General features: G+C 39.6%; 19 protein-coding genes. 9 read left to right on the plus strand and 10 right to left on the minus strand.

All coding sequences use genetic code 11. The features are described from left to right. Positions 1–49: 49 nt before the first annotated feature. A complete protein-coding gene (locus tag Q0Z55_RS04880; RefSeq protein WP_297425034.1) occupies positions 50–1,546 on the minus strand; it encodes a phospholipase D family protein in 1,497 nt (498 codons plus the stop codon). A gap of 181 nt (positions 1,547–1,727) precedes the next feature. Here Q0Z55_RS04880 and Q0Z55_RS04885 point away from each other — a divergent pair, with 181 nt between their 5' ends. The 3 genes from Q0Z55_RS04885 (at position 1,728) to Q0Z55_RS04895 (ending at position 5,807) form a co-directional block, all read left to right on the plus strand. Continuing rightward, a complete protein-coding gene (locus Q0Z55_RS04885) occupies positions 1,728–2,843 on the plus strand; it encodes an S-(hydroxymethyl)glutathione dehydrogenase/class III alcohol dehydrogenase (protein ID WP_297424961.1) in 1,116 nt (371 codons plus the stop codon). A gap of 503 nt (positions 2,844–3,346) precedes the next feature. After that, positions 3,347–4,396: a 3-deoxy-7-phosphoheptulonate synthase gene (locus tag Q0Z55_RS04890; RefSeq protein WP_297424964.1), complete on the plus strand. Its 1,050-nt coding sequence runs from the start codon at positions 3,347–3,349 to the stop codon at positions 4,394–4,396. 214 nt (positions 4,397–4,610) lie between these two features. Continuing rightward, positions 4,611–5,807, plus strand: a complete 1,197-nt coding sequence (locus Q0Z55_RS04895) for a PilT/PilU family type 4a pilus ATPase (protein ID WP_297424967.1) — start codon at positions 4,611–4,613, stop codon at positions 5,805–5,807. Between the two features lie 59 nt (positions 5,808–5,866). On the opposite strand, the gene gcvH is transcribed toward Q0Z55_RS04895, so the two are convergent. The 9 genes from gcvH to plsB all read right to left on the minus strand — a co-directional run bounded on the left by gcvH (position 5,867) and on the right by plsB (position 16,065). Beyond that, entirely contained in the window at positions 5,867–6,241 is a 375-nt protein-coding gene (gene gcvH, locus Q0Z55_RS04900; protein WP_297424970.1) for a glycine cleavage system protein GcvH, read from the minus strand. A gap of 84 nt (positions 6,242–6,325) precedes the next feature. Beyond that, positions 6,326–6,775: a MaoC family dehydratase gene (locus Q0Z55_RS04905; RefSeq protein WP_297424972.1), complete on the minus strand. Its 450-nt coding sequence runs from the start codon at positions 6,773–6,775 to the stop codon at positions 6,326–6,328. Positions 6,776–6,786: 11 nt separating this feature from the next. Then, positions 6,787–8,622: an ABC transporter ATP-binding protein gene (locus Q0Z55_RS04910; RefSeq protein WP_297424975.1), complete on the minus strand. Its 1,836-nt coding sequence runs from the start codon at positions 8,620–8,622 to the stop codon at positions 6,787–6,789. Positions 8,623–8,735: 113 nt separating this feature from the next. Then, positions 8,736–9,266 (minus strand): DUF2058 domain-containing protein, encoded by a 531-nt coding sequence (locus tag Q0Z55_RS04915; protein WP_297424978.1) that lies wholly within the window; start codon positions 9,264–9,266, stop codon positions 8,736–8,738. Between the two features lie 13 nt (positions 9,267–9,279). Beyond that, positions 9,280–9,948 (minus strand): YoaK family protein, encoded by a 669-nt coding sequence (locus Q0Z55_RS04920; protein ID WP_297424981.1) that lies wholly within the window; start codon positions 9,946–9,948, stop codon positions 9,280–9,282. Positions 9,949–9,981: 33 nt separating this feature from the next. Beyond that, complete coding sequence (sstT, locus tag Q0Z55_RS04925) at positions 9,982–11,178, minus strand: serine/threonine transporter SstT (protein WP_297424984.1); 1,197 nt, start codon at positions 11,176–11,178, stop codon at positions 9,982–9,984. A gap of 210 nt (positions 11,179–11,388) precedes the next feature. Continuing rightward, on the minus strand, positions 11,389–13,062 hold the full coding sequence (sulP, locus tag Q0Z55_RS04930; RefSeq protein ID WP_297424987.1) for a SulP family inorganic anion transporter: 1,674 nt from the start codon (positions 13,060–13,062) through the stop codon (positions 11,389–11,391). A gap of 69 nt (positions 13,063–13,131) precedes the next feature. Next, the gene (locus tag Q0Z55_RS04935; protein ID WP_297424990.1) at positions 13,132–13,440 is read right to left on the minus strand and encodes a metalloregulator ArsR/SmtB family transcription factor; all 309 of its coding nucleotides are present in this window, start codon (positions 13,438–13,440) and stop codon (positions 13,132–13,134) included. A 153-nt stretch (positions 13,441–13,593) separates the two neighbouring features. Continuing rightward, a complete protein-coding gene (gene plsB, locus Q0Z55_RS04940; protein ID WP_297424994.1) occupies positions 13,594–16,065 on the minus strand; it encodes a glycerol-3-phosphate 1-O-acyltransferase PlsB in 2,472 nt (823 codons plus the stop codon). Positions 16,066–16,664: 599 nt separating this feature from the next. On the opposite strand from plsB, the gene cysK reads away from it, so the two are divergent. From cysK to Q0Z55_RS04970, 6 genes are all read left to right on the plus strand, one after another. After that, positions 16,665–17,660, plus strand: a complete 996-nt coding sequence (gene cysK, locus Q0Z55_RS04945; RefSeq protein WP_297424997.1) for a cysteine synthase A — start codon at positions 16,665–16,667, stop codon at positions 17,658–17,660. Positions 17,661–17,806: 146 nt separating this feature from the next. Then, positions 17,807–18,889, plus strand: a complete 1,083-nt coding sequence (trmA, locus tag Q0Z55_RS04950; RefSeq protein ID WP_297425000.1) for a tRNA (uridine(54)-C5)-methyltransferase TrmA — start codon at positions 17,807–17,809, stop codon at positions 18,887–18,889. 234 nt (positions 18,890–19,123) lie between these two features. Further along, positions 19,124–19,348 carry a hypothetical protein gene (locus tag Q0Z55_RS04955; RefSeq protein ID WP_297425003.1) on the plus strand — a complete coding sequence of 75 codons (225 nt, stop codon included), beginning with the start codon at positions 19,124–19,126 and terminating at the stop codon, positions 19,346–19,348. A gap of 232 nt (positions 19,349–19,580) precedes the next feature. Then, positions 19,581–19,694 (plus strand): hypothetical protein, encoded by a 114-nt coding sequence (locus tag Q0Z55_RS04960; protein ID WP_297425005.1) that lies wholly within the window; start codon positions 19,581–19,583, stop codon positions 19,692–19,694. A gap of 87 nt (positions 19,695–19,781) precedes the next feature. Continuing rightward, entirely contained in the window at positions 19,782–20,930 is a 1,149-nt protein-coding gene (locus tag Q0Z55_RS04965; RefSeq protein ID WP_297425008.1) for an MFS transporter, read from the plus strand. Positions 20,931–20,998: 68 nt separating this feature from the next. After that, positions 20,999–21,442, plus strand: a complete 444-nt coding sequence (locus Q0Z55_RS04970; protein WP_297425011.1) for a hypothetical protein — start codon at positions 20,999–21,001, stop codon at positions 21,440–21,442. Positions 21,443–21,459 lie beyond the last annotated feature (17 nt).

Here is a 21,459-nt window from a genome sequence, read left to right on the forward strand (position 1 = left end):
ACTTTAAGCCAAAACAACACTCAGCTCAGATATTTTTTATCTTATGTGCTTACATTAACCATTCAATCGGTAGAAATGACACGGCATAAATTGCCATCCGCTGAAACGCTGTGGTTTCAGGATCATGTGTATGTTGAATGACTGTGCCATCTGCTTGTTGTTCATACCATATAATTTGATCATGTTGATTAAGCTTAAGTTGATAGGCAATACGTGGTAAGTAGAGTTCTAAACTTTGCTTAATCTGCTGCTGTAATACAGCAGATTCTACCACTAAGCCGACTTCGCTATTTAAATGTGCTGAGCGTGGGTCAAAGTTAAACGAACCAATAAAGACTTTTCCATCCATATCAAAAAACTTAGCATGTAAACTCGAATGACTTTTACCCTTAGCAGGAATTAAATTGCCGGTAAGACGCTCATACCAAGTTCGATCTAAGCGTTTAATGTAGGGTTTAAATTCATACAGTTCTACACCACTTTTGAGCAGTGGATAGCGGTATTTTTGATAAAAGGCATGTACTAGTGCCACGTCGTTGGCCACCAATGAATTGGTCAGCACTCTAACCTTGATATTTTGTTTGCGCAACTGGCTTAAATAATGCGTGCCCCTTGACGTAGGTACAAAATAAGCCGAAACCAATTCAAGTTGTTGCTTGGGTTGTCCCATCAAATCTGTCATTTGTTTTGAAATTAGTTGATGATTTTTGGCTTGACCACGAATTTTATCAGGGTGATCGCCAACAAAATGTGCTTTCGCCCATTGAATCGAACGTTGTTTAAGTTGCAGTTGAATATCAACTTCGGCAGCTTGTATTCTTGGTTGCGTATTGGCTTGAGCAAAAATCTCACTTTGATAAGTACGACGTAACTGATTTAACGCATCTGGATCAGGATGAGGCAAAATCTGTTTGCTGCTATAACTTAAGTCATCATTCCAAAAATCTAAAAATAATGGGTTAGCCGCTTTTAGCGCCGTGCCATAAAACAAAATGTCTAAATCGGTAAACTGAAAATCATCACTGGCATCAAAGTACTCTCGACTAATATTGCGCCCACCGGTTACGGCAATACTGCCATCGGCAATAATTAATTTATTGTGCATGCGATGATTCACCTGTTGTAGGCGCAAGGTGTAATCTAAAACGCGAAAGTTGCGAAATTTATACGGGTTGAACAGTTTAATGGCAAAGTTGGGATGTTGGCTTAAAGCCTGTAATTGAGGGTCGAGTTGCGTACCATTTTGATCATCAAGTAAAAGACGAACTTTCACCCCACGATCTGCTGCTTTTAACAGTTCCGCCAACATCATGCGTCCAATTTCGTCATCATTCCATATGTAATACTGTAAATCCAGATGATGTTTGGCTTGGCGGATTAAATACAAACGTGAAGCAAGACTTAAAAATGCATCATCCAAAGCAAGATAAGCTGTTAAACCCTTTTCAAGCTGTTGAGCGCTATGTTGATCGTTTAGCCAATGTTGCGTAGGTGCTTGTAGCGCTGGATCAGCTTTGGCCAAATTGGGCGCAAGATCACAGCCCATCAGTACACTGGCTGTGAGGATTAAGGCGCTTATTTTTGTTATTTGCATATCTTTCATGCTGCTAGGCTACTGTTAGATGTTATTCAGATAATCAAATGATGTTAGCGCTTGAAACTCAGAATAAAAAGCGGTTACTGTTAGTAAACTGTTAAATCATCGCAATATTTAAGGAATCTCTTTGATGAAATCTCGTGCTGCGGTTGCGTTTGCGCCAGGTCAACCTTTACAGATTGTAGAAATTGACGTGGCACCACCTCAAAAAGGTGAAGTTTTAGTTAAAATTACCCATACTGGCGTTTGTCATACCGATGCTTTTACGTTATCGGGTGATGATCCTGAAGGGGTATTCCCCGCGGTGCTCGGGCATGAAGGTGCAGGGATTGTGGTTGAAGTGGGTGAAGGCGTCACCTCTGTACAGCCCGGTGATCATGTGATTCCGCTTTATACTGCCGAGTGTGGTGAATGCTTATTTTGTCAATCAGGCAAAACTAACCTGTGTACTGCAGTGCGTGCCACACAAGGTAAAGGTTTAATGCCAGATGGCACCACGCGTTTTTCATATAATGGCGAACCAATTTATCATTATATGGGCTGCTCAACCTTTTCTGAATATACCGTGGTGGCTGAAGTATCTTTGGCAAAAGTTAATCCAGATGCCAATCCTGAACATGTTTGCTTATTAGGTTGTGGTGTGACCACAGGTTTAGGTGCAGTCAAAAACACCGCCAAAGTACAACAAGGCGATACCGTAGCTGTGTTTGGCTTAGGCGGTATTGGTTTGGCAGTGGTACAGGGCGCTAAAAAAGCCCAAGCAGGTCGTATTATTGCTGTAGACACCAATCCTGAAAAATTTAAGTTGGCTGAAGAATTTGGTGCAACAGACTTTGTCAATCCAAAAGACTATGACAAACCTGTACAAGAAGTCATTGTAGAAATGACAGGTTGGGGCGTGGACCATTCGTTTGAATGTATTGGTAATGTCAACGTAATGCGTTCGGCTTTAGAATGTGCGCATCGTGGTTGGGGCCAATCTGTGATTATTGGTGTAGCAGGTTCAGGTCAAGAAATTTCAACACGCCCATTCCAATTGGTGACCGGTCGTACTTGGAAAGGTACAGCCTTTGGTGGTGTAAAAGGTCGTTCGGAATTACCAGGCATGGTTGAAGAAGCCATGAAAGGTGAGATTCAACTTGAACCATTTGTAACCCATACCATGGGCTTAGATAAAATCAATGACGCTTTTGATTTAATGCATGAAGGAAAATCGATCCGTTCTGTGGTCAATTTCCAAGATTAAGATAATATTTAAAAAAACGGGCATGGTGCCCGTTTTTTTATGCCATTTTACAATTACCATTTGCAGCAAAAATTATAAGATTTATTCACCCATTAAAATCTCATCGCAATAAAAATAAGTCTATGAACAAAAAATATTTTTAAAAAAACTATTGTCAAAGTGAAAAACAATGCGTATGTTAAAGCTCAGGTCAATATTTTATTAGACAGTCATTATGCTTTGGCAATCTGTATCCGTTCACGCTTATTTTTATTTTTGGCAATTTAGATAGTTGCCTGAAGGCGTTCGGGCACAAAAAGGTTGCCCACCAGTTTATACCTGAGCGGCAACCCGCTCAGGTTTTTTTATGTCAGTCATTTTTGGAGAAATTTCATGCGTACATTCAACAAGTCATATTTTAGCAATGTGTATTGGTTTTACTTAATGTTAGTACGCAATCATACGCTTAGACCCATAACGCTCAAATAAAAAGATAGGACGTCTGGTCCATAGGAACACCCATCATGAATGCTTTAAATACGGCTTTGCAACAATCGACTCAAGAAACAACTTTGCTACTGCCACAACAACTTAAACAAAAATTACCGCTGAATGACGCTTTAGCACGTCAAGTGGCACAGCAGCGTCAAACCATCCAACAGATATTAAATGGTCAAGATTCACGTTTGATGATTGTGACAGGTCCTTGTTCAATCCATGACGAAACTGCAGTGCTTGAATACGCTGAAAAATTACAAAAACTACAACAACAGGTTGATCAGCACATTGTATTTGTGATGCGTGCTTATATTGAAAAGCCAAGAACTACAGTCGGTTGGAAAGGATTTTTATATGATCCACAGTTAGATGGTTCTAACAATATGCAATTGGGTTTAGAAAAATCGCGTGCTTTGTATTTAAAAATTATTGAAATGGGTTTACCGATCGCATCTGAGATTTTAAGTCCAATCGCAACGGCATACTTTGATGATCTGTTGGCATGGGGTGCCATTGGAGCACGTACCAGTGAATCGCAAATTCACCGTGAAATTTCAAGTCACATGCCCTTTGCAGTAGGCTTTAAAAATGGAACAGATGGCTCGATTCAAATTGCTTTAGATGCGATTCAATCTGCGACTCAGCCACATCAATTTTTAGGTTTAGGGCAAAATGGTTTACCGTGTTTACTCAGTTCTCAAGGCAATCCTAAAGCACATTTAATTTTACGTGGCAGCAATACTGGCCCCAATTACAGCTTAGCCGAAATTGAGAAAATTAAGCTCAAATCTACTTATTTACCTGCTTTAGTGATTGATTGTAGTCATGGTAACAGTGCAAAGAATCCATTGTTACAACCTGATGTGTTAATGACCATTGTGGCTGAGCGTCCCCACACGGCGGTGCGTGGTGTCATGCTAGAGAGTCATTTACAAGATGGCGCACAAAAAATTTCCAGTGCCATGCAATATGGTCAATCCATTACCGATGGTTGTTTAGGTTGGGAGAAAACCGAACGCTTATTTTTACAAGTTGCAGATGCACTTGCAGCACAGCACCTAGCAAAAACTGCCTAAAACTTAGACACTTGAAAAAAGACGCGATATAAAGCGTCTTTTTTTATGCCTTAGCTAAAAAAAATGAAAAAAAATGGCGATTACTTGGCAAAGTGAAGATTTGTTTTTTAAAGGCGTCTTTGTCATGATGAGCATAAGCTTAATGATTTTAAGTTTATGTTTAATAAGAAATTCTTATTAAATTACTCAGGATTTAAAAAACAGGCACAATAGCATGTATAACGCAGAACTATTAGATGAAGCACAACGTTTTATGTTTCATATGTTGGGGAAAGTATTTGAATTTGGTGGTTCAGATTTATTCATCACTGCCGATTTTCCGCCGAGTATGAAGCATCAAGGCATGATGAAAAAACTCTCGCAGCAAGAACTGTCGGCAGAAAAAACCAAGCTATTTGCCTATAGTTTAATGAATGACAAACAACGCGCTGAGTTTGAAGAAAATCTAGAATGTAACTTTGCAATCTCTGTGCCCAATGTGTCACGCTTTCGCGTGAATATTTTTCAGCAGCAGCACCAAGTGGGTATGGTGATTCGTACCATCACCGCAGATATCCCGAATTTTGATAAGTTAAAATTACCACTCAAGCTTAAAGACGTGATGATGGAAAAACGCGGCTTAATTTTGGTGGTTGGGGCTACAGGTTCGGGTAAATCAACCTCTCTGGCGGCCATGATTGATCATCGCAATGAAAACTCAGCAGGGCATATTATTACCGTTGAAGATCCGGTTGAGTATGTACATAAACATAAGCAATCGATGATTACCCATCGTGAAGTGGGTGTAGACAGTCACTCTTGGCACAATGCCTTAAAAAACACCTTACGTCAGGCACCTGATGTGATTTTAATTGGTGAGATCCGCGATACCGAAACAATGGAGCATGCCTTAGCCTTTGCTGAAACAGGGCATTTGTGCTTGGGTACACTGCATGCTAACAATGCCAACCAAGCCTTAGATCGGATTATTAACTTTTTCCCTGAAGAACGTCGCAATCAAGTTTTAATGGATTTATCTTCCAATATGAAGGCGATTGTGTCGCAGCGCTTAATTCGCACACAAGATGGTACAGGGCGCCGTGCTGCGGTGGAGATTTTACTCAATACACCTTTGATTAGTGAAAATATCTTAAAAGGCAATTTCCATGTTTTAAAAGAAATTATGACTAAATCACGTGAATTGGGTATGCAAACCTTTGACCAAGCTTTATTTGACTTATATGATGATGGATCAATTGGTTATGACGAAGCGATTCGTAATGCCGACTCGATGAACGAATTGCGTTTACAAATTAAGCTCAAAAGTAGCCGTGTGGATCAAAATCGTCCTGTAGAAAATGGCTTACAAGGTCTAGGCCTAATTCAAGACGACGAGCCTGAACAAAGCAGCAGTATGGCAGAAATGAGTTAATTAAACGCATTAAAGCAAGGGAGCATACAGCTCCCTATGTTTTAAAGAATGCTTGAAACTTATAAACCAGCTTCGTAATCGGTACTTGAAAGTAAATGATCTACATCGCTTAAATGATCAGGCTTGATTTTATAAATCCAACCTTTGCTATAAGGTGCATCATTGACAAAATCAGGGTCATCTTCAAGATCAGGATTCACTTCAACCACTACACCTGACACAGGGGCATGAATATCTGAGGCAGTTTTGACCGACTCGACTACACCTGCTTGTTCGCCTGCTGTGACACGTTGTCCTACTTCCGGTGCTTCAACATAGACTAAATCGCCTAATGCATCTTGTGCATGGTCAGAAATACCGGTAACAACAAGATCACCTTCAACTTTAACCCATTCATGCGTACGTGCATATTTTAATTCTGAAGGGTGATTCATGGATAACTCCTTACAACTTACAACGTGCTTTTATGCTGTGTTATACATGCTTTTGCAGTAAAACAAAAGTCTAAACTCACAAGATTATGCAGCCTCGTCAGGTCGGGCAAATACCACAATATTGGTATCTGAAGTCATCAGCACATCCCCATGCTGATTTAAGGCTTGGGTGTGATAACTCACAATCGCTTGATTGGGTTTAGATTTTGAACGACGAATATGGGTAATTTCAACTTCAACATGCAATTCATCACCCGCCCGAGTGGGTTTGAGCCAACGTACATGCGAATCTGTACCGACTAAACCATTGGCAATGGGCATACATTCAGCCCAAAGACGCATACACACCGCTGACGTATGCCAACCACTTGCAGCTAAGCCTTGAAAAATGGGATGCTGTTCGGCGGCTTTTGCGTCGGTATGGAAACTTTGTGGGTCAAATTGAGCGGCAAATTGTAAAATTTCTTCTAATTGCATGGGATAGCTTTGACTGATAAAACGCTGTCCCACACTTAAATCATCTAAATACAACATAGTTTTCCTTATCATGCTTGTTCTTGGTCGGCGATAAATCCGCCAGTTTGTCGCTGCCATAACTTAGCATAAATTCCATTGAAAGCCAGTAAATCAGCATGACTGCCTTGTTCAGCAATTCGACCTTGATCAAGCACAATTAAGCGATCCATTTGGGCAATGGTGGATAAACGATGGGCAATCGCAATCACAGTTTTACCGTGCATCAGCTCATCTAAACTGCTTTGAATGGCAGCTTCAACTTCTGAATCTAAAGCAGAGGTGGCTTCATCTAAAATTAAAATCGGTGCATCTTTTAAAAATACCCGTGCAATGGCAATACGTTGGCGTTGTCCACCTGAGAGTTTCACGCCACGTTCACCGACATAAGCCTCATATCCTGTTTGACCATACAGATCGGTGAGTTCAGGAATAAAATCTTCTGCCTTGGCTTTTGCCACAGCAGCATACATTTCGGCATCGGTAGCATCGGGGCGACCATATTTAATGTTTTCTGCCACAGAGCGATGCAGCAATGAGGTATCTTGAGTCACAAGGGCAATGTTTTTTCTTAAGCTGTCTTGGGTGATATGTTGAATATCTTGTCCATCAATACAAATTTGACCCTGTTGTGGTTGGTAAAAGCGCAGTAATAATTGAATTAAAGTGGATTTACCCGCACCTGAGCGTCCAACAATACCAATTTTTTCACCAGCACGAATTTTTAAGTTTAACCCATCAAGTACAGGGCGTTCGTTGTAAGCAAAGCCTAAGTTTTTAAACTCAATTTCGCCGTGACTTAAATTTAAGGCTTGAGCATGCGGTTGGTCTTGAATGTGGATGGGTTTGCCTAAGGTTTTCATACCATCTTGAATGGTGCCGACATTTTCAAATAAAGCGGACGTTTGCCACATCATAAATTCAGCAATACTATTGAGCTTTAAAATCATGGCTGTGGTGGCTGCAATAATCCCCAATTCTGCACGACCATTGACCCATAACCAAATAGCAGTACCTAAAACGCCCACATACAGTACTAAGCTTAAGGCTTTAATACTCACCTCATAGCCGGTGCCTAAGCGCATTTGTTTATATACCGTCACCATAAAGGTCTGCATTGAGGCTTTGGCGTATTGGCTTTCACGTCCGGCATGGGCAAATAGTTTTACAGTTTGAATGTTGGTATAGGCATCGGTGACACGTCCAGTCATTACGGCGCGAGCGTCAGCTTGTTCATTGGAAATCCGGCTTAGACGAGGGATAAAATAGCAAGCTGCCAAAATAAACAACACAAGCCATACTAAAAGCGGCAACAGCAATAACGGTGAGATTGCCCCAAGCACCAAACTCACAGTCATAAAGTAGATGGTGACATAAGCCAACATGTCACCCAAAATCACCCAAAATTCACGCACCGCAAGCGCAGTTTGCATGACTTTTGCTGATAAACGTCCGGCAAAGTCATTGTGGAAAAAGTCTAAACTTTGTTGCAACAGTAAATTATGAAAGCGCCAGCGTAAACGCATGGGGAACGTGCTGTATAAAATTTGATGTTTAATGATGGATTGCATGCTAGCAAACAACACATTGGCCAATAAAATACAGCTTAACAGGGTGAGATTGGTTTGATGTTGCACCAAAAATGTATCGGGTTGGCTTTGGCTGAGCCATGTGACCAAATCCCCAATTTTAGAATAGAGCAATGCCTCAAAGCTGGCTGCCCCTGCGGTACACAGCACTAAAAATAATAAATAGGGACGTACGCCTTGAGAGGCTTGCCAAACAAAGGCAAAAAAGGTGGTGGGTAGTGGTTGGTTTAAATCCTCGCTCGGATAAGGATTTACGCGCTTTTCAAACCACTTTAACATAGACCAACCACTTAGCTTAAAAACAGTAATTATACTGTGATTGGCTGCAATTTAATGTGAAGTTATGACCATACTTGACATAAAAAAACCGCACAAGGCGGTTTTTTGACAACTTACCACATCAAGTCATCAGGAATCACATAGGCTGCATACGGATCTTCTTCATCCGTAGTATCGGCATCTTGCTGTGAATTGTTGACTAAAATAAAGCCTTCCATTTTAGCATCAATACGATCCGCCAAGGCTTTAGGCAATACCGCATAACCTTCTACATCTTTGGCAATCACCAAAGAACCTGCTACAAGTGCATTATAAATTTGTTGATTGATATAGATTTTCTTAATGGTGCCATCAATAAATTGGTAGCTTAGATCACCATCAGTTTGCCCAATTTTGTGCTGCTTAATCATTTGAATAATGGCGGCTTTAAGCTCTTTTTCTTGCAAAGCGGCTTTTTGGGCGGCAGCCAAAGCCAAGTCTTTTTCCAATTTGGCTTGTTGGTCTTGGGCAATTTTAGCTTTGATGGCAGCTTCATCGCTTTGACCAGTGCGTTGTTCATGTACAGCTTGTTTAGAGAGTTTTTTCGCTTTTTTATTATCGACTAAACCGGCTTTAAGCAACTGGGCTTGTAATGCATTTTTCATAACGTTTCCAAAATTAATCGTGTCGATAAGACCAGTAAACCACCCAATAGATTACGCTCATGAGCAGGCTTAAGCTGGCAGGGACTAAGAATGCGTTTAATTGTAATAAAGGATAAATCCATGTGGCAATGATTCCACCGACCAAGAAGCCAAATAAAATCAACAGATGTAAGATTACACGGCGCCGACCAGCAGTTAAGCCGCGCAAAAAATAGCCTAAGGCTAAACCCAAATCCGTCAGTACCCCAGATAAATGCGTGGTTCGAATAATTGCCCCTTGGTAATGACTGACCATGGCATTTTGTAAGCCCATAGCAACCGCCGCCCACAACAGCGCATAACGTGGCCAATAGGGTAAAAATATCCAACACAGCACAATAAAAAAAGCCACTAAACTCAAAGGAATACCATAACGGCGTCCTAAGCGAAAGTGACTATTGGCTAAAATTAGCCCACTATACATTGACCCTAAAACATAACTGACCACAATACACAAGGCATACAGCAAACTGTCAAGATTGCCATGCAGCAAATGAATAGCCAAGAGGCTGACATTGCCAGTCATATGTGAAATGGCTTGATGCAATACCGTCATCAAGCCAAGTACATTTATCATCCCCGCATTCACTGCAAGAAAGAATGCGCCTAGTTGCACCCAAGTGGGTAAATTTTGAAAAGGCATAATGTAAGAATCGATATACAAATCAGGCGTATATTAGCGCATTCCGCGATCAACTGCTGCGGTAAATAACACATCTGTAGATGAGTTTAAAGCAGTTTCGGTTGAATCTTGTAGCACACTAATGACCATGCCAATCGCAACCACTTGCATTGCGATATCAGATGAAATACCAAATAGACCACATGCCACGGGAATAAGAAGCAATGAACCACCCGCCACGCCAGAAGCACCACAGGCGGATACCGTTGCCACGACCGATAAAATCAGCATCGTGGTAAAGCTCACCGGAATATCAAGGGTATTCACTGCCGCTAAAGATAAGACGGTAATGGTCACCGAAGCACCGGCCATATTAATGGCAGCACCTAAAGGAATCGCCACACTTGCAGTAGATTCAGGAATCCCTAAACGCTTGGCTAAGTCTAAGTTCACCGGAATGTTAGCAGCAGAACTACGGGTAAAAAACGCCGTGATGCCACTTTCACGTAAGCATTGCAACACCAATGGGTAGGGGTTTTTATGGGTAACAAATGCCACCATAATCGGGTTAATCACCAAAGCCACAAAAACCATTGTGCCAAGCAATACTGCAAGTAATTGTGCATAGCTCATCAGGGTGCTGAGTCCGGCATCGGCAAATGTCACAGCCACCAAACCAAAAATACCAAAAGGTGCAAAGCTGATGACTAAGCGAATCACCGAATTAACTGCATTGGCTGCGTCATTGAGAACATTTTTTGTGGTCTCTGATGCATGACGGAACGCAAGCCCCAATGCCACCGACCATGCCAAAATGCCAATAAAGTTAGCTTCAGAAATGGCACTTACAGGATTGGCAATAAAACTTAAAACTAAGTTTTTAAAAATTTCGGATAGGCTGCCCGGTGGTGTTAAGGTACCATCGGCAGGTAAATCTAAAAACAGGGTGCTTGGAAACAGCATGCTTGCCGTCACCGCACTGAGTGCAGCTAAGAACATACCGGCAGCATACATCAACATAATCGGTTTAATCGCAGCATTACTACTGCCAACTTTAAAATTCGCAATAGATGACAAAACCAACACAAACACAAGAATAGGGGCAACGGATTTGAGGGCCTTAATAAAGAGATCACCAAGAATTGTTAAATAAGGCGTATATTGCGGTGCTATAACCGCTACAAGCACACCTAAAATAATGGCGATCACAATACGTGTGACCAAACTCAAACGCGTAAAAGCTGAAAACATAGCAAAAGGCCTTGTCAGAAATTACGGGGAGAAAAATATCAAATTGTTGCTTATTTTATACTGAAAAGCATTGAGGCTTAAAAGATATTTTGATATAAAACTTAAGCCTATGTTTTTCCACATTAAAAAATAAAAGATACTTGTAGAAAATTGAGCTTTTTAAGGCTGTTTAGTGTAATACTTTTTAAAAAGGTTAATTATATCAGCCGATTACTCGCGTAAATCATCTATCGCTTGGTAGTGAGTTAGATAAATTTGACCAGTTAAGTGTTGCATAAAGTCTGAGTGGCAAAGATTATCCATCACCGGCCCTTTAACTTCTGAAAAATGCAATTGAATATTGAGTTTAGCCAATTCACGATTTAAATCTTCTAGCATCTCAAGCGCACTATAATCAATGCTACTGATGCTTGAGCAATTTATAATCACATGTTTAAGTTCAGGCTGTTCACTGATGGCATTGACCATAAAGCCTTTGAAGCTATGTGCATTTAAAAAACTTAAATTTTCGTCAATCCGTATCGACAACAGATGCTTAAAGGTCATCACATCATGCCGCTGAACATTGCGAAAATGCTGTGTGCCTGCCACCAAACCAATTTGAGCAATATGTGGTCGGCTAATTCGCCACAGCATCAGCACAAAAGTCGACATAATCCCAATCATTAAACCGCGGCTGATATCAATACAAATCACGGCAAAAAAAGTAATCCACATGGCCAAACCGTCGGCTTTAGAATAACGCCATGTCTGTAAAAAAGGTTTAAAGTCAACTAATCTCCAAATGGAGACCATAATGGTGGCCGCTAAAATCGCCAGTGGTAAATCCCGAAAAAATCCCGTGAAATATAAACTGACCACCACAATAAATATAGAGGAAATTACGCCTGCCATTGGGGTTTTAGCGCCAGCATCAGCATTGACAACGGTACGTGATAAACTGCCTGTCACCGGAAAAGCGGAGCTTAAACCCGCGCTGATATTGGCTATACCGAGCGCAATTAACTCTTGATTGCTATTGAGTTGGCTACGTTGCTGTAAGGCTGTGGCTTGTGCAATAGATAAAGATTCCACAAAACTGACCATGGCAATCATGGCGGCCCCGGGTAACAGGCTTAACACCAAGGACATATTCCAATTAGGCAATTGAAGTGGTGGAAAACCCGAGGGAATTTCCCCCACTGTTTGAATACCAAACTGGTTTAAATCTAAAGCAAAAACCAAAACAATTGACAGTGCTACAACCAAAAGAGGCACTGCACGAATATAAAATGGATTAAATGCCAAACGCTTTAGCAAACTAGGCAAATAAATGAGTGCCAATATCGCCGTGATGCCTAAGCTTAGACTTGGCCAATGCAGTTGTGGAAAGTTATGCCAAAGGCTACTTAAAAACTCAACAATATTATTGGCTTTTAAGGGCAGAGCGAATAAAAACTTCACTTGTCCTAAAGTAATTAACAAGGCTGAGGCAATAATAAAGCTTTGGATTACCGGATGGCTAATCAGTTGAATTAAAAAGCCAAAGCGCAATATTCCTAAAAATAGCGAAATTAAACCCACCATCAGCGCCAATAAACAGGCTGCTTCAATATAGGCTACTGAACCTATGGCAAACAATGGATTTAAAGTGGCAAAGGTCATCATGGAGATGATCGCCACCGGACCAATCGACAGTGTGGGGCTGCTGCCAAGCATGGCATACAGTATCATGGGGATAATACTGGCATATAGACCCATGATCGGAGGGAGTCCTGCGAGCATCGCATATGCCATACCTTGCGGCACCAACATGGCAACCACAATCAAAGCGGCCAACAGATCTGCGCGAAACTGAGTGTGGTTATAGTGCTTTAACCATTGCCATGCAGGAAGCGAAAACATACCAATCATCTAAATCATAATTTTAGATATATTATGCATAATTTGTGCTAAAGAGTCACGGTGCTGAGATTAGTTGGGGCAATATAAAGCATGTAAGGTTTGCAAAACAGTGACTAATTTTTCATCTTTAATCGAGTAAAAGATTTGTTTGCCCTCACGACGTGTACTCACCACATTACTTTTACGCAACATCATCAGTTGTTGCGATAAGGTGGGTTGGTGAATTTGGGTGATCTGCTCAATTTGCGAAACATTTAATTCATGTTGAGCCAAATGGCACAAAATCATGAGGCGGTCAGTATTGGCAAGGGATTTTAAAACCGTGACCACGTGTTCAGAGGCATCACGCATGGCTTTAATCTCAAGCGCATTGTTCATGGAGCAGGTCTCATTGAGTACATATAAAAAAGACGCTTATTATAAAGCAGTTAGAGAATGAGAATTATTTAAAGACAATGGTTTTTAATGAAGATTGTTATTAGTTATTCTGATAAATATCAGGCACTCGTATGAGAGTGCCTGATAACTCGCTTATGCTTGTTGTAATTCAAAGTCTTTTAAGACTTTATCACTAAAATGTGTGGCTTCGGTTAAAGCTTGTTGCATGATGGGCTGCCGCGCTTGGAAAAAATCCAAGGCATTACTTTGGGCGAGCTGTATGCTACCACCTTGTACTTGTGCCAATTGGGTGAGCTTTAAGCCTTGGCTAAAGGTTTTGACTGTAGATTTATCAAAATAGAAACTATTGGCCAAATGACCGGACGCCAAGAGGTTTTTCAGTGCAATTTTGGTGAGCTTTTCTAGTTTACTTAAACCTAAACTATTGCTGTGTGCAAATTGTGATAAGATCTCTGCCATTAAGCGGAAGTTAGTGAGGCTAGATGCAATAATGTCAGCCAATGCTTGAACAGCAAGCGGTTGTTGAACATTAATGCTTGTATGCTCTAATCCAATCCAATCTAATTGGGCAAAAGCGTGCAGCAATTGTTCAACGACGTGTTCTAGCTCATCTGCTTGCCATTTTAAGAACAACTCTTCTTTAAAAAATGGATATAGCTTAGCCACATAATTTTGAATATCATTGCTATTTTGTTGACCATTGATTAACGCCGTGGCAACCAAAGCCGGTAAAACAAAGCTATGTAAAATGTTGTTGCTAAAGTAATTGAGTAAGCCTTTTTGTTTATCACTGACTTGAATAAAGCCAATACCATCAACTTGATGCTGATCAATTTGTTTAAGTTTTAAAGCATAATCAATAATGGCACTGCCTGATAATTCGGTCATCATCATACGTGCATCATAAGGGCTTAATTTTAAGATCTGACGATAATCATCGAGTTGTTGAATCAAAGTATCTTGTTCAATACGATGTTCAGGGGCTTTTAACAAAAGTAAAGACAACAATGCAATCGGATTAAGCACTGCAGCTTTATTAATGTTTTCTAAAATGGCTTGAGCAGTTTGATTGACGCTGGTGATGACTGATTTTGGTAAGTCATCATCAATACTTAACTGTAAGTCTTGTACCTCGTTTTGGCTTAAAATATCATTTAGATAAATGGGATCACCAAAATTGACATGCACTAAGCCAAAGACTTTTTCAATTTTACGTACTGAGCTCAGTAACCCCCAAACCGATTCAGCCTCTTTGGGCTTACCATTCAACTCATGGATGTATGAGCTGCCTTCAAACAGTTTTTCATAGCCAAAATAGGTTGGAATAAAAGCAATTGGTTTGCTTGAACCACGTAAGTAGCTATGTACTGTCATAGACAGCATGCCTTTTTTCGGAGGCAGCAATAGACCCGTACGAGAACGACCACCTTCAATAAAGTATTCAATCGGGCTATTACGTGACAATAGACTATGTACATACTCTTTAAACACCGCCGTGTAGAGCATATTGCCATTAAAACTACGACGAATAAAATAAGCGCCCGCACCTCGTAAAATATTACCCACGACCGGCAAATTTAAATTAATACCGGCAGCAATATGTGGCACCATTAAACCGCGATTAAAAATTACATAAGACAACAGTAAATAATCAATGTGGCTGCGGTGACATGGGGTATAGACAATTTCATAGTCTTTAGCCAGTTCACGTACGGTATCGAAATTATGCACTTCAATGCCATCGTAAAGCTGCGTCCATAATTTTTCTAAACTTAACGCGGCAAAACGTAAGGTTGAATAGGAAAAATCAGAGGTGATTTCATTTAAATAGCTTTTGGCACGATTTTCAGCTTCAAACATGCTGATTTTTTTATGAATACTTTCTTGCGTAACTGCCTTTTGAATGGCTTCACTGTGTAGCAATTGCTGAATCAAATTACGACGATCCGATAAATCAGGCCCCAAAATGGCTTCTTTAGATTTATTTAAATCATTCACCAAGTACGAGGCAATAAAATGTGCCGGTGAATAATTAGGTTGTTGCACCTTGGCTTCATTGAGTAAAGCGCGTAATGATAATGGCTTATGAAACTCAATATAGTTATCTTTGCCATATAAAGACACATTTAACATTTGTTTTAAGTGCGAAGGTTTAGCCCATGCATCAGAAAATAAGGCTTTTACCCATGAATCTTCATAATCGGGCGCACGTCCCCATAACACGGTAACAGGTACCAATTGTACATCAGCTTCGGGATCTTGCTCTAATACTTCAATGAAACGAATTAATTTTGAGGCATAGTGATAAGGCACATCTTGTGGATTTTTTTCATTTAAAATGAGTAAGGCATCACGTTCTTGATGTTGACCGATGTGAATGGGCTTGAGTGCCGACGGTAAATTTTGTTGTTGTGCTTGTTGATCGATTAACACATTGTTGCTGACATATTCATCTTCAACCACGTAACACACAGGAACATGCGGCTCAGCTTGTAGACGTTGGCTGAGTTCTGCGGTAGAGCCTAACAACTGTGGCGAGACCATCTTGGTTAAAATCGATTGGGTAAAATTGCGATACCAGCGGCTAGAGCGAGCGTTAGACATTACATTCCCTGAGTAGACGTGTCATATCGCGCTATTGTCGTTAATAATTTAAGCGATTACAAATCGGATTGTTGAGATTTCATGCAGTTATTTTAACTATTTAGTCTATTCACTCTAATTTTGCTACATAGTGTTTGCATAAAATCTATACAGATAAAGTGCTATTTTTAATATTTAACAAGATCATAAGCCCAATAGATGCCTAAATTGCCTTTCATAAAAATGAAACCCTATCCACCCATAGTGTTATGAATTTTTCTGATAATTGTGAGTGAAACTGCGATTCACTTTGGATTGAAGTCTAAAAAGCAATCATCGGAAAAACCGAATATAGAAAGTCTATCAGTGTTCAGATGGTGGAATATATACACGTATATATTTGTAATTATACGAATGAAAACTAAAATTTAATTGGTAAATTCGATTTTAAATCAATCCAAATACGCCATTTTTGGTGAATTTATAGACACTTTAATCGTAAATATAGATCTATGAAGTTTGTTTAAATAAATACAGCTTTGTTGGTTGTTTAGAGGCAAAATTGTTGAGAATTAACGTATGATAAATACGAAAATTTTAATAGCATGAAGGATCGACACATGACAGATGCTGCTTTTCCAACGCCAAATAATTTAGGCATTGCAGTTTATGAAAATAACGCTGAGGCAATTGGCAACACACCACTGGTACGTATTAACCGTGCAATTCAATCCCAAGCCACTGTATTGGCTAAAGTGGAAGCACGTAACCCTGCATTTTCGGTAAAATGTCGTGTAGGCGCAGCACTGATTAAAGATGCAGAACAGCGTGGTGTGCTCAAGTCAGGCATGCATATTGTAGAACCTACCAGTGGTAATACCGGTATTGCCTTGGCTTTTGTAGCAGCGGCAAAAGGTTATCCAATTACTCTCACCATGCCTGCGAGTATGAGTATCGAGCGTCGTAAAGTACTTAAAGCCTTAGGTGCACATTTAGTACTGACTGAACCTGCTAAGGGCATGAAAGGCGCCGTGGATGAAGCACTACGTTTAAGCCAAGAACAACCTGAACTGTACTATTTACCACAGCAGTTTGAAAACCCAGCCAATCCTCAAATTCATGCAACCACAACAGGTCCTGAAATTTGGCAAGCCACAGGCGGTCAAGTCGATATCTTGGTTGCAGGGGTGGGCACAGGCGGCACGATCTCAGGTATTTCACGCTATTTTGAGCAAGTCCAAAAGCAGCCTATTTATTCAGTTGCGGTAGAACCTGCAGAATCACCCATTATTAGCCAAGCTAAACGCGGGGAAGACTTAACTCCAGCACCACATAAAATTCAAGGGATTGGCGCTAACTTTATCCCGAAAAACTTGGATTTAGATTTAGTGGATGAAGTGATCACCATTACAAGCCAAGATGCGATTGACTGGGCGCGTAAAACAGCAACACATGAGGGGATTTTAGTTGGAATCTCAAGTGGTGCAGCGATGGCAGCCGCAGCGCAATTAGCAGCACGCCCTGAAAATGCCGGTAAAAACATTGTCGTGATTTTACCAGATGCAGGCGAACGTTATTTATCTTCAGTACTTTTTGAAGATATTTCTGTTGACTAAAATAGCCTAAGTATTAAATCAAATTTAAGAAGACTACCAAAACGTGGATCTTCTTAAATTTTAGGCTTTATATTCAAGTTTTTTAGGTAACAACTACAAATTTTGTTACTATGAAGCACCTTTCATAGCTGTTTACATGTTTGCATATGACTTCATCTTATCAACAACAACTCGATGCCAAAGTTGCTCGTATCACGGCGCAATTTGCACAATTTAATCCGCCTGCCTTAACGGTGTTCGCCTCACCAGAACAACATTATCGTATGCGTGCTGAATTTCGTGTTTGGCATACTGAAGATGACATGTTCTATGCCATGTTTGAACGTGATAGAGAAGGGCAGAAAAAAGTCATTCGCATTGACCAATTTGAAGTAGCCGATCAAAGTATTAATCAACTGATGCCAAAACTTTTGGCAGAAATGAAAGCTGATCCTATTTTGTCGCAGCGTTTATTTGAAGTGCATTTCTTGGCCACGCTCAGTGGTGAAGTGTTGGTGTCTTTAATCTACCATCGTAAATTAGAACAAGACTGGCTAACTGCAGCACAAGCTTTAGCTCAAAAGTTAAATGTGCAATTGGTTGGGCGTTGCCGCGGACAGAAATTTGTTTTAGACAATGAATTTGTGGTTGAAAAACTCAATGTGTTTGAACGTGAATATATTTACAAACAAATTGAAAGTAGTTTTACTCAGCCCAATGCTCAAGTGTGCCAAAAAATGTTGCAGTGGGCATGTGATGTAGCAGGTGAGTCTGAAAAAGACTTACTGGAACTATATTGCGGTAATGGTAACTTTACCTTACCACTTTCAACCCGTTTTCGTCGTGTGTTAGCCACAGAATTAGCCAAATCATCGGTATATGCAGCACAGTGGAATATTGAACAAAACCACATTAATAATATTCAAGTGGCACGTTTATCCGCTGAAGAGTTTACCCAAGCATATAATGGCGAGCGTGAATTCCGTCGTTTGCAAGAAGCCAATATTGATATTACAAGCTACGACTTTGATACAGTATTTGTTGATCCACCACGCGCTGGTATTGACGATGAAACCTTAAAACTACTACAACGCTTTAAACGCATTATTTATATTTCATGTAATCCAGATACCTTATATGAAAATTTACAAACATTAGGACAAACTCATCAAGTGACTCAATTTGCGTTGTTTGACCAATTCCCATATACCCATCATGTCGAGTCTGGTGTGTTGTTGGAGCAAAAATAAGCACGGCGCTATACAGGCTTAAAAAGGAGCTCTATTAAGAGCTCCTTTTATATTTATAAGTAAAATAAATAGTTATAAAAAAGCAAGTGCTATTATCTTAATTATATCGTTCACCTCTGCTATTTTCATCGAAAAAAGGCGATCACAAGTGCTGCTTTTATCACTCACAACCCCTTGCTTTATTTTAAATATTGGCTATATTTCGAACTATGTTAGGTTATCAATGAAGGCTCTATGAGTTTTTGGCAAAAACTGTTCGCTGATCAACAGCTGAACGTACATAAAAATCAGACTGCTTGTGTGGAAAATGATTGCGCATGTAAATCAAATGAGCAACTCATCCAAGCATTAACTCAGGCAACTGATGAAGATGTGATTCTTGGCATTAAGAAAGTTTTAGCATCTCGTGGCTATAGCCGTAAAGAGTTGAATGAGCTACAACATTTACCATTGCAGTAAAAAATAGATTCAGAAAAAGGGTATTGTGATTACAGACAATGCCCTTTTTTATTTACTAAATGATGACACATTGATTAGTTAAGTTATATAATGTATTTCATGTGTAACGATATTAAAGAAAAATGTGATATAAGTTATTGTTTTTTTGATTTATGTTGAGTAATTTAATTTTTTTAAAATTATTTATTTATAATAACTACACAGATTAAAATTCTAGCGGGTGAGACATTTTATGGAAATTAAGAAGTTTTTATTAAGTTTTAACAACTTATCTAGTTACTTATTTTTATCTATAGTTTGTTTAGTTTTTTTGGTTGTTTATTTTTATATCATTAATCCAAAATAAGTGTAAATTTAAAAAAAAGTTGTTTTTCTACAGCAAGATACTTATTTTCGACATATCATAGTTGCATTTGTAAGTTGTGATGACACGATGCAAATCCAAAATCGTTTAGCTGGTTTTTACTTCTTTTACTATGCGATAGTTGGCACGTTTATGCCATATTGGAGTTTGTATTTAGAGGATCAAGGTTTTAGTTATGCTGAAATTGGCTATCTAGCTTCCTTAGCGATTATTACTCGTTTCTTTGCGCCTTTTATTTGGGGTTGGATTGCTGATAAATCAGGTAAACGTATGCTGTTGGTACGTATTGCTACGTGGGTCGAAGCCTTTATTTGGTTAATTATTTTTATTATCCCCAATCATTTTCAATCTATTGCCTTGTTAATGCTGATTTTTAGCTTTTTCCAAAATGCAATTCTTGCCCAGTTTGAGGGTGTGACTTTATTTTGGTTAGGCGATCAACGTGCTGAGTTATATGGTAAGGTACGTCAGTGGGGGTCCATTGGCTTTATTGTGGCTGTATTTGGTATTGGAGCCTTGTTAGATTTTATTCACATTCAACATTTACCTATTTTATTACTGTGTATTGCCTTATTGGCATTTCTTTGGTCTTTTAGTATTCAAGAACCTGCACATGCACCGAGTGCACAAAAAAAACTTGAATCGATTTGGCCGATCTTAAAGCAGCCTGTCGTCAGTGCATTTTTCTTTATCGAATTAATTTTATTATTCTCACATGCACCTTTTTATAGCTTTTATAGCAATTATTTGCAAATACATGGTTTTAGCACCACGATTATTGGTGGTTTATGGTCAATTGGCGTAATTGCTGAGATTATGATGTTTGCTTGGGCACAATTTTTCTTTGGGCGTTGGGGAATGCATACCTTAGTCAGTTGCTGCTTAATCCTCACGGCGGCGCGTTGGATTGTGGTTGGTTTGCTTGCTGAGTCTTTGCTTGCACAAGCATTGGCACAATGTATTCATGCCTTTAGTTTTGGTTTATTTCATTTAATTGCCATGCGGATTATTTTTCATTATTTCTCACAACAACAACAGGGCAGAGCACAAGCGCTATATAGTACCATGTGGGGCATTGGTGTGGCTGTAGGCAGCATCTTGGCAGGCCAATATTGGCAACTACTCGGTGGTGAGATCATTTTTATAATGGCAGGATTTGCTACACTTTTAGGTTTATTATGGGTCCGTCGCTTACCTAACTACCTAACCGCACAATAAAGAAAGACTAGTTTAGCCAAATAATTGTGAGTATGATGTTGTATAAGAGAAATAAAGCTTAAAAATTTATGAAAATCAAAGTCCTTATCACTATTTTAAGTTTGTTTAGCTTAAACCTAGCTCACACAGCACCTATAAGCGAAAATACCGTTCAGATTAAAAATCGTAATGCTTTGGTGGGACTATGGGCAATGCAAATTCCTGAGAATCAAAAATGTCATGAATACTATAATTTTAAAAGCAATCAGTCAGTCTTGATTCAAAGCGCGAAGGAGTGGTCTTTTGGTCATTATACTTATCAACCGAGCTTTGATCAGGATGCTGTACCTGATTTAATGATGTTACATATCTTATATGATAACAACCAAACAGATTGTTCAGGTATACAAGAAGATGAAAGTGGTGAGATCTCACGTTTTGCCGTGACATGGAAAAACTCCAATCAAATCTCCTTTTGTGCAGAAGACCAATCCAAACAATGTTTTGCAAATTTAAAACGCATTTTGCCATAAAAAAAGCCGCTCAAATG

Origin of the sequence: uncultured Acinetobacter sp. (assembly GCF_947626835.1) — a bacterium.
GTDB lineage: Bacteria > Pseudomonadota > Gammaproteobacteria > Pseudomonadales > Moraxellaceae > Acinetobacter.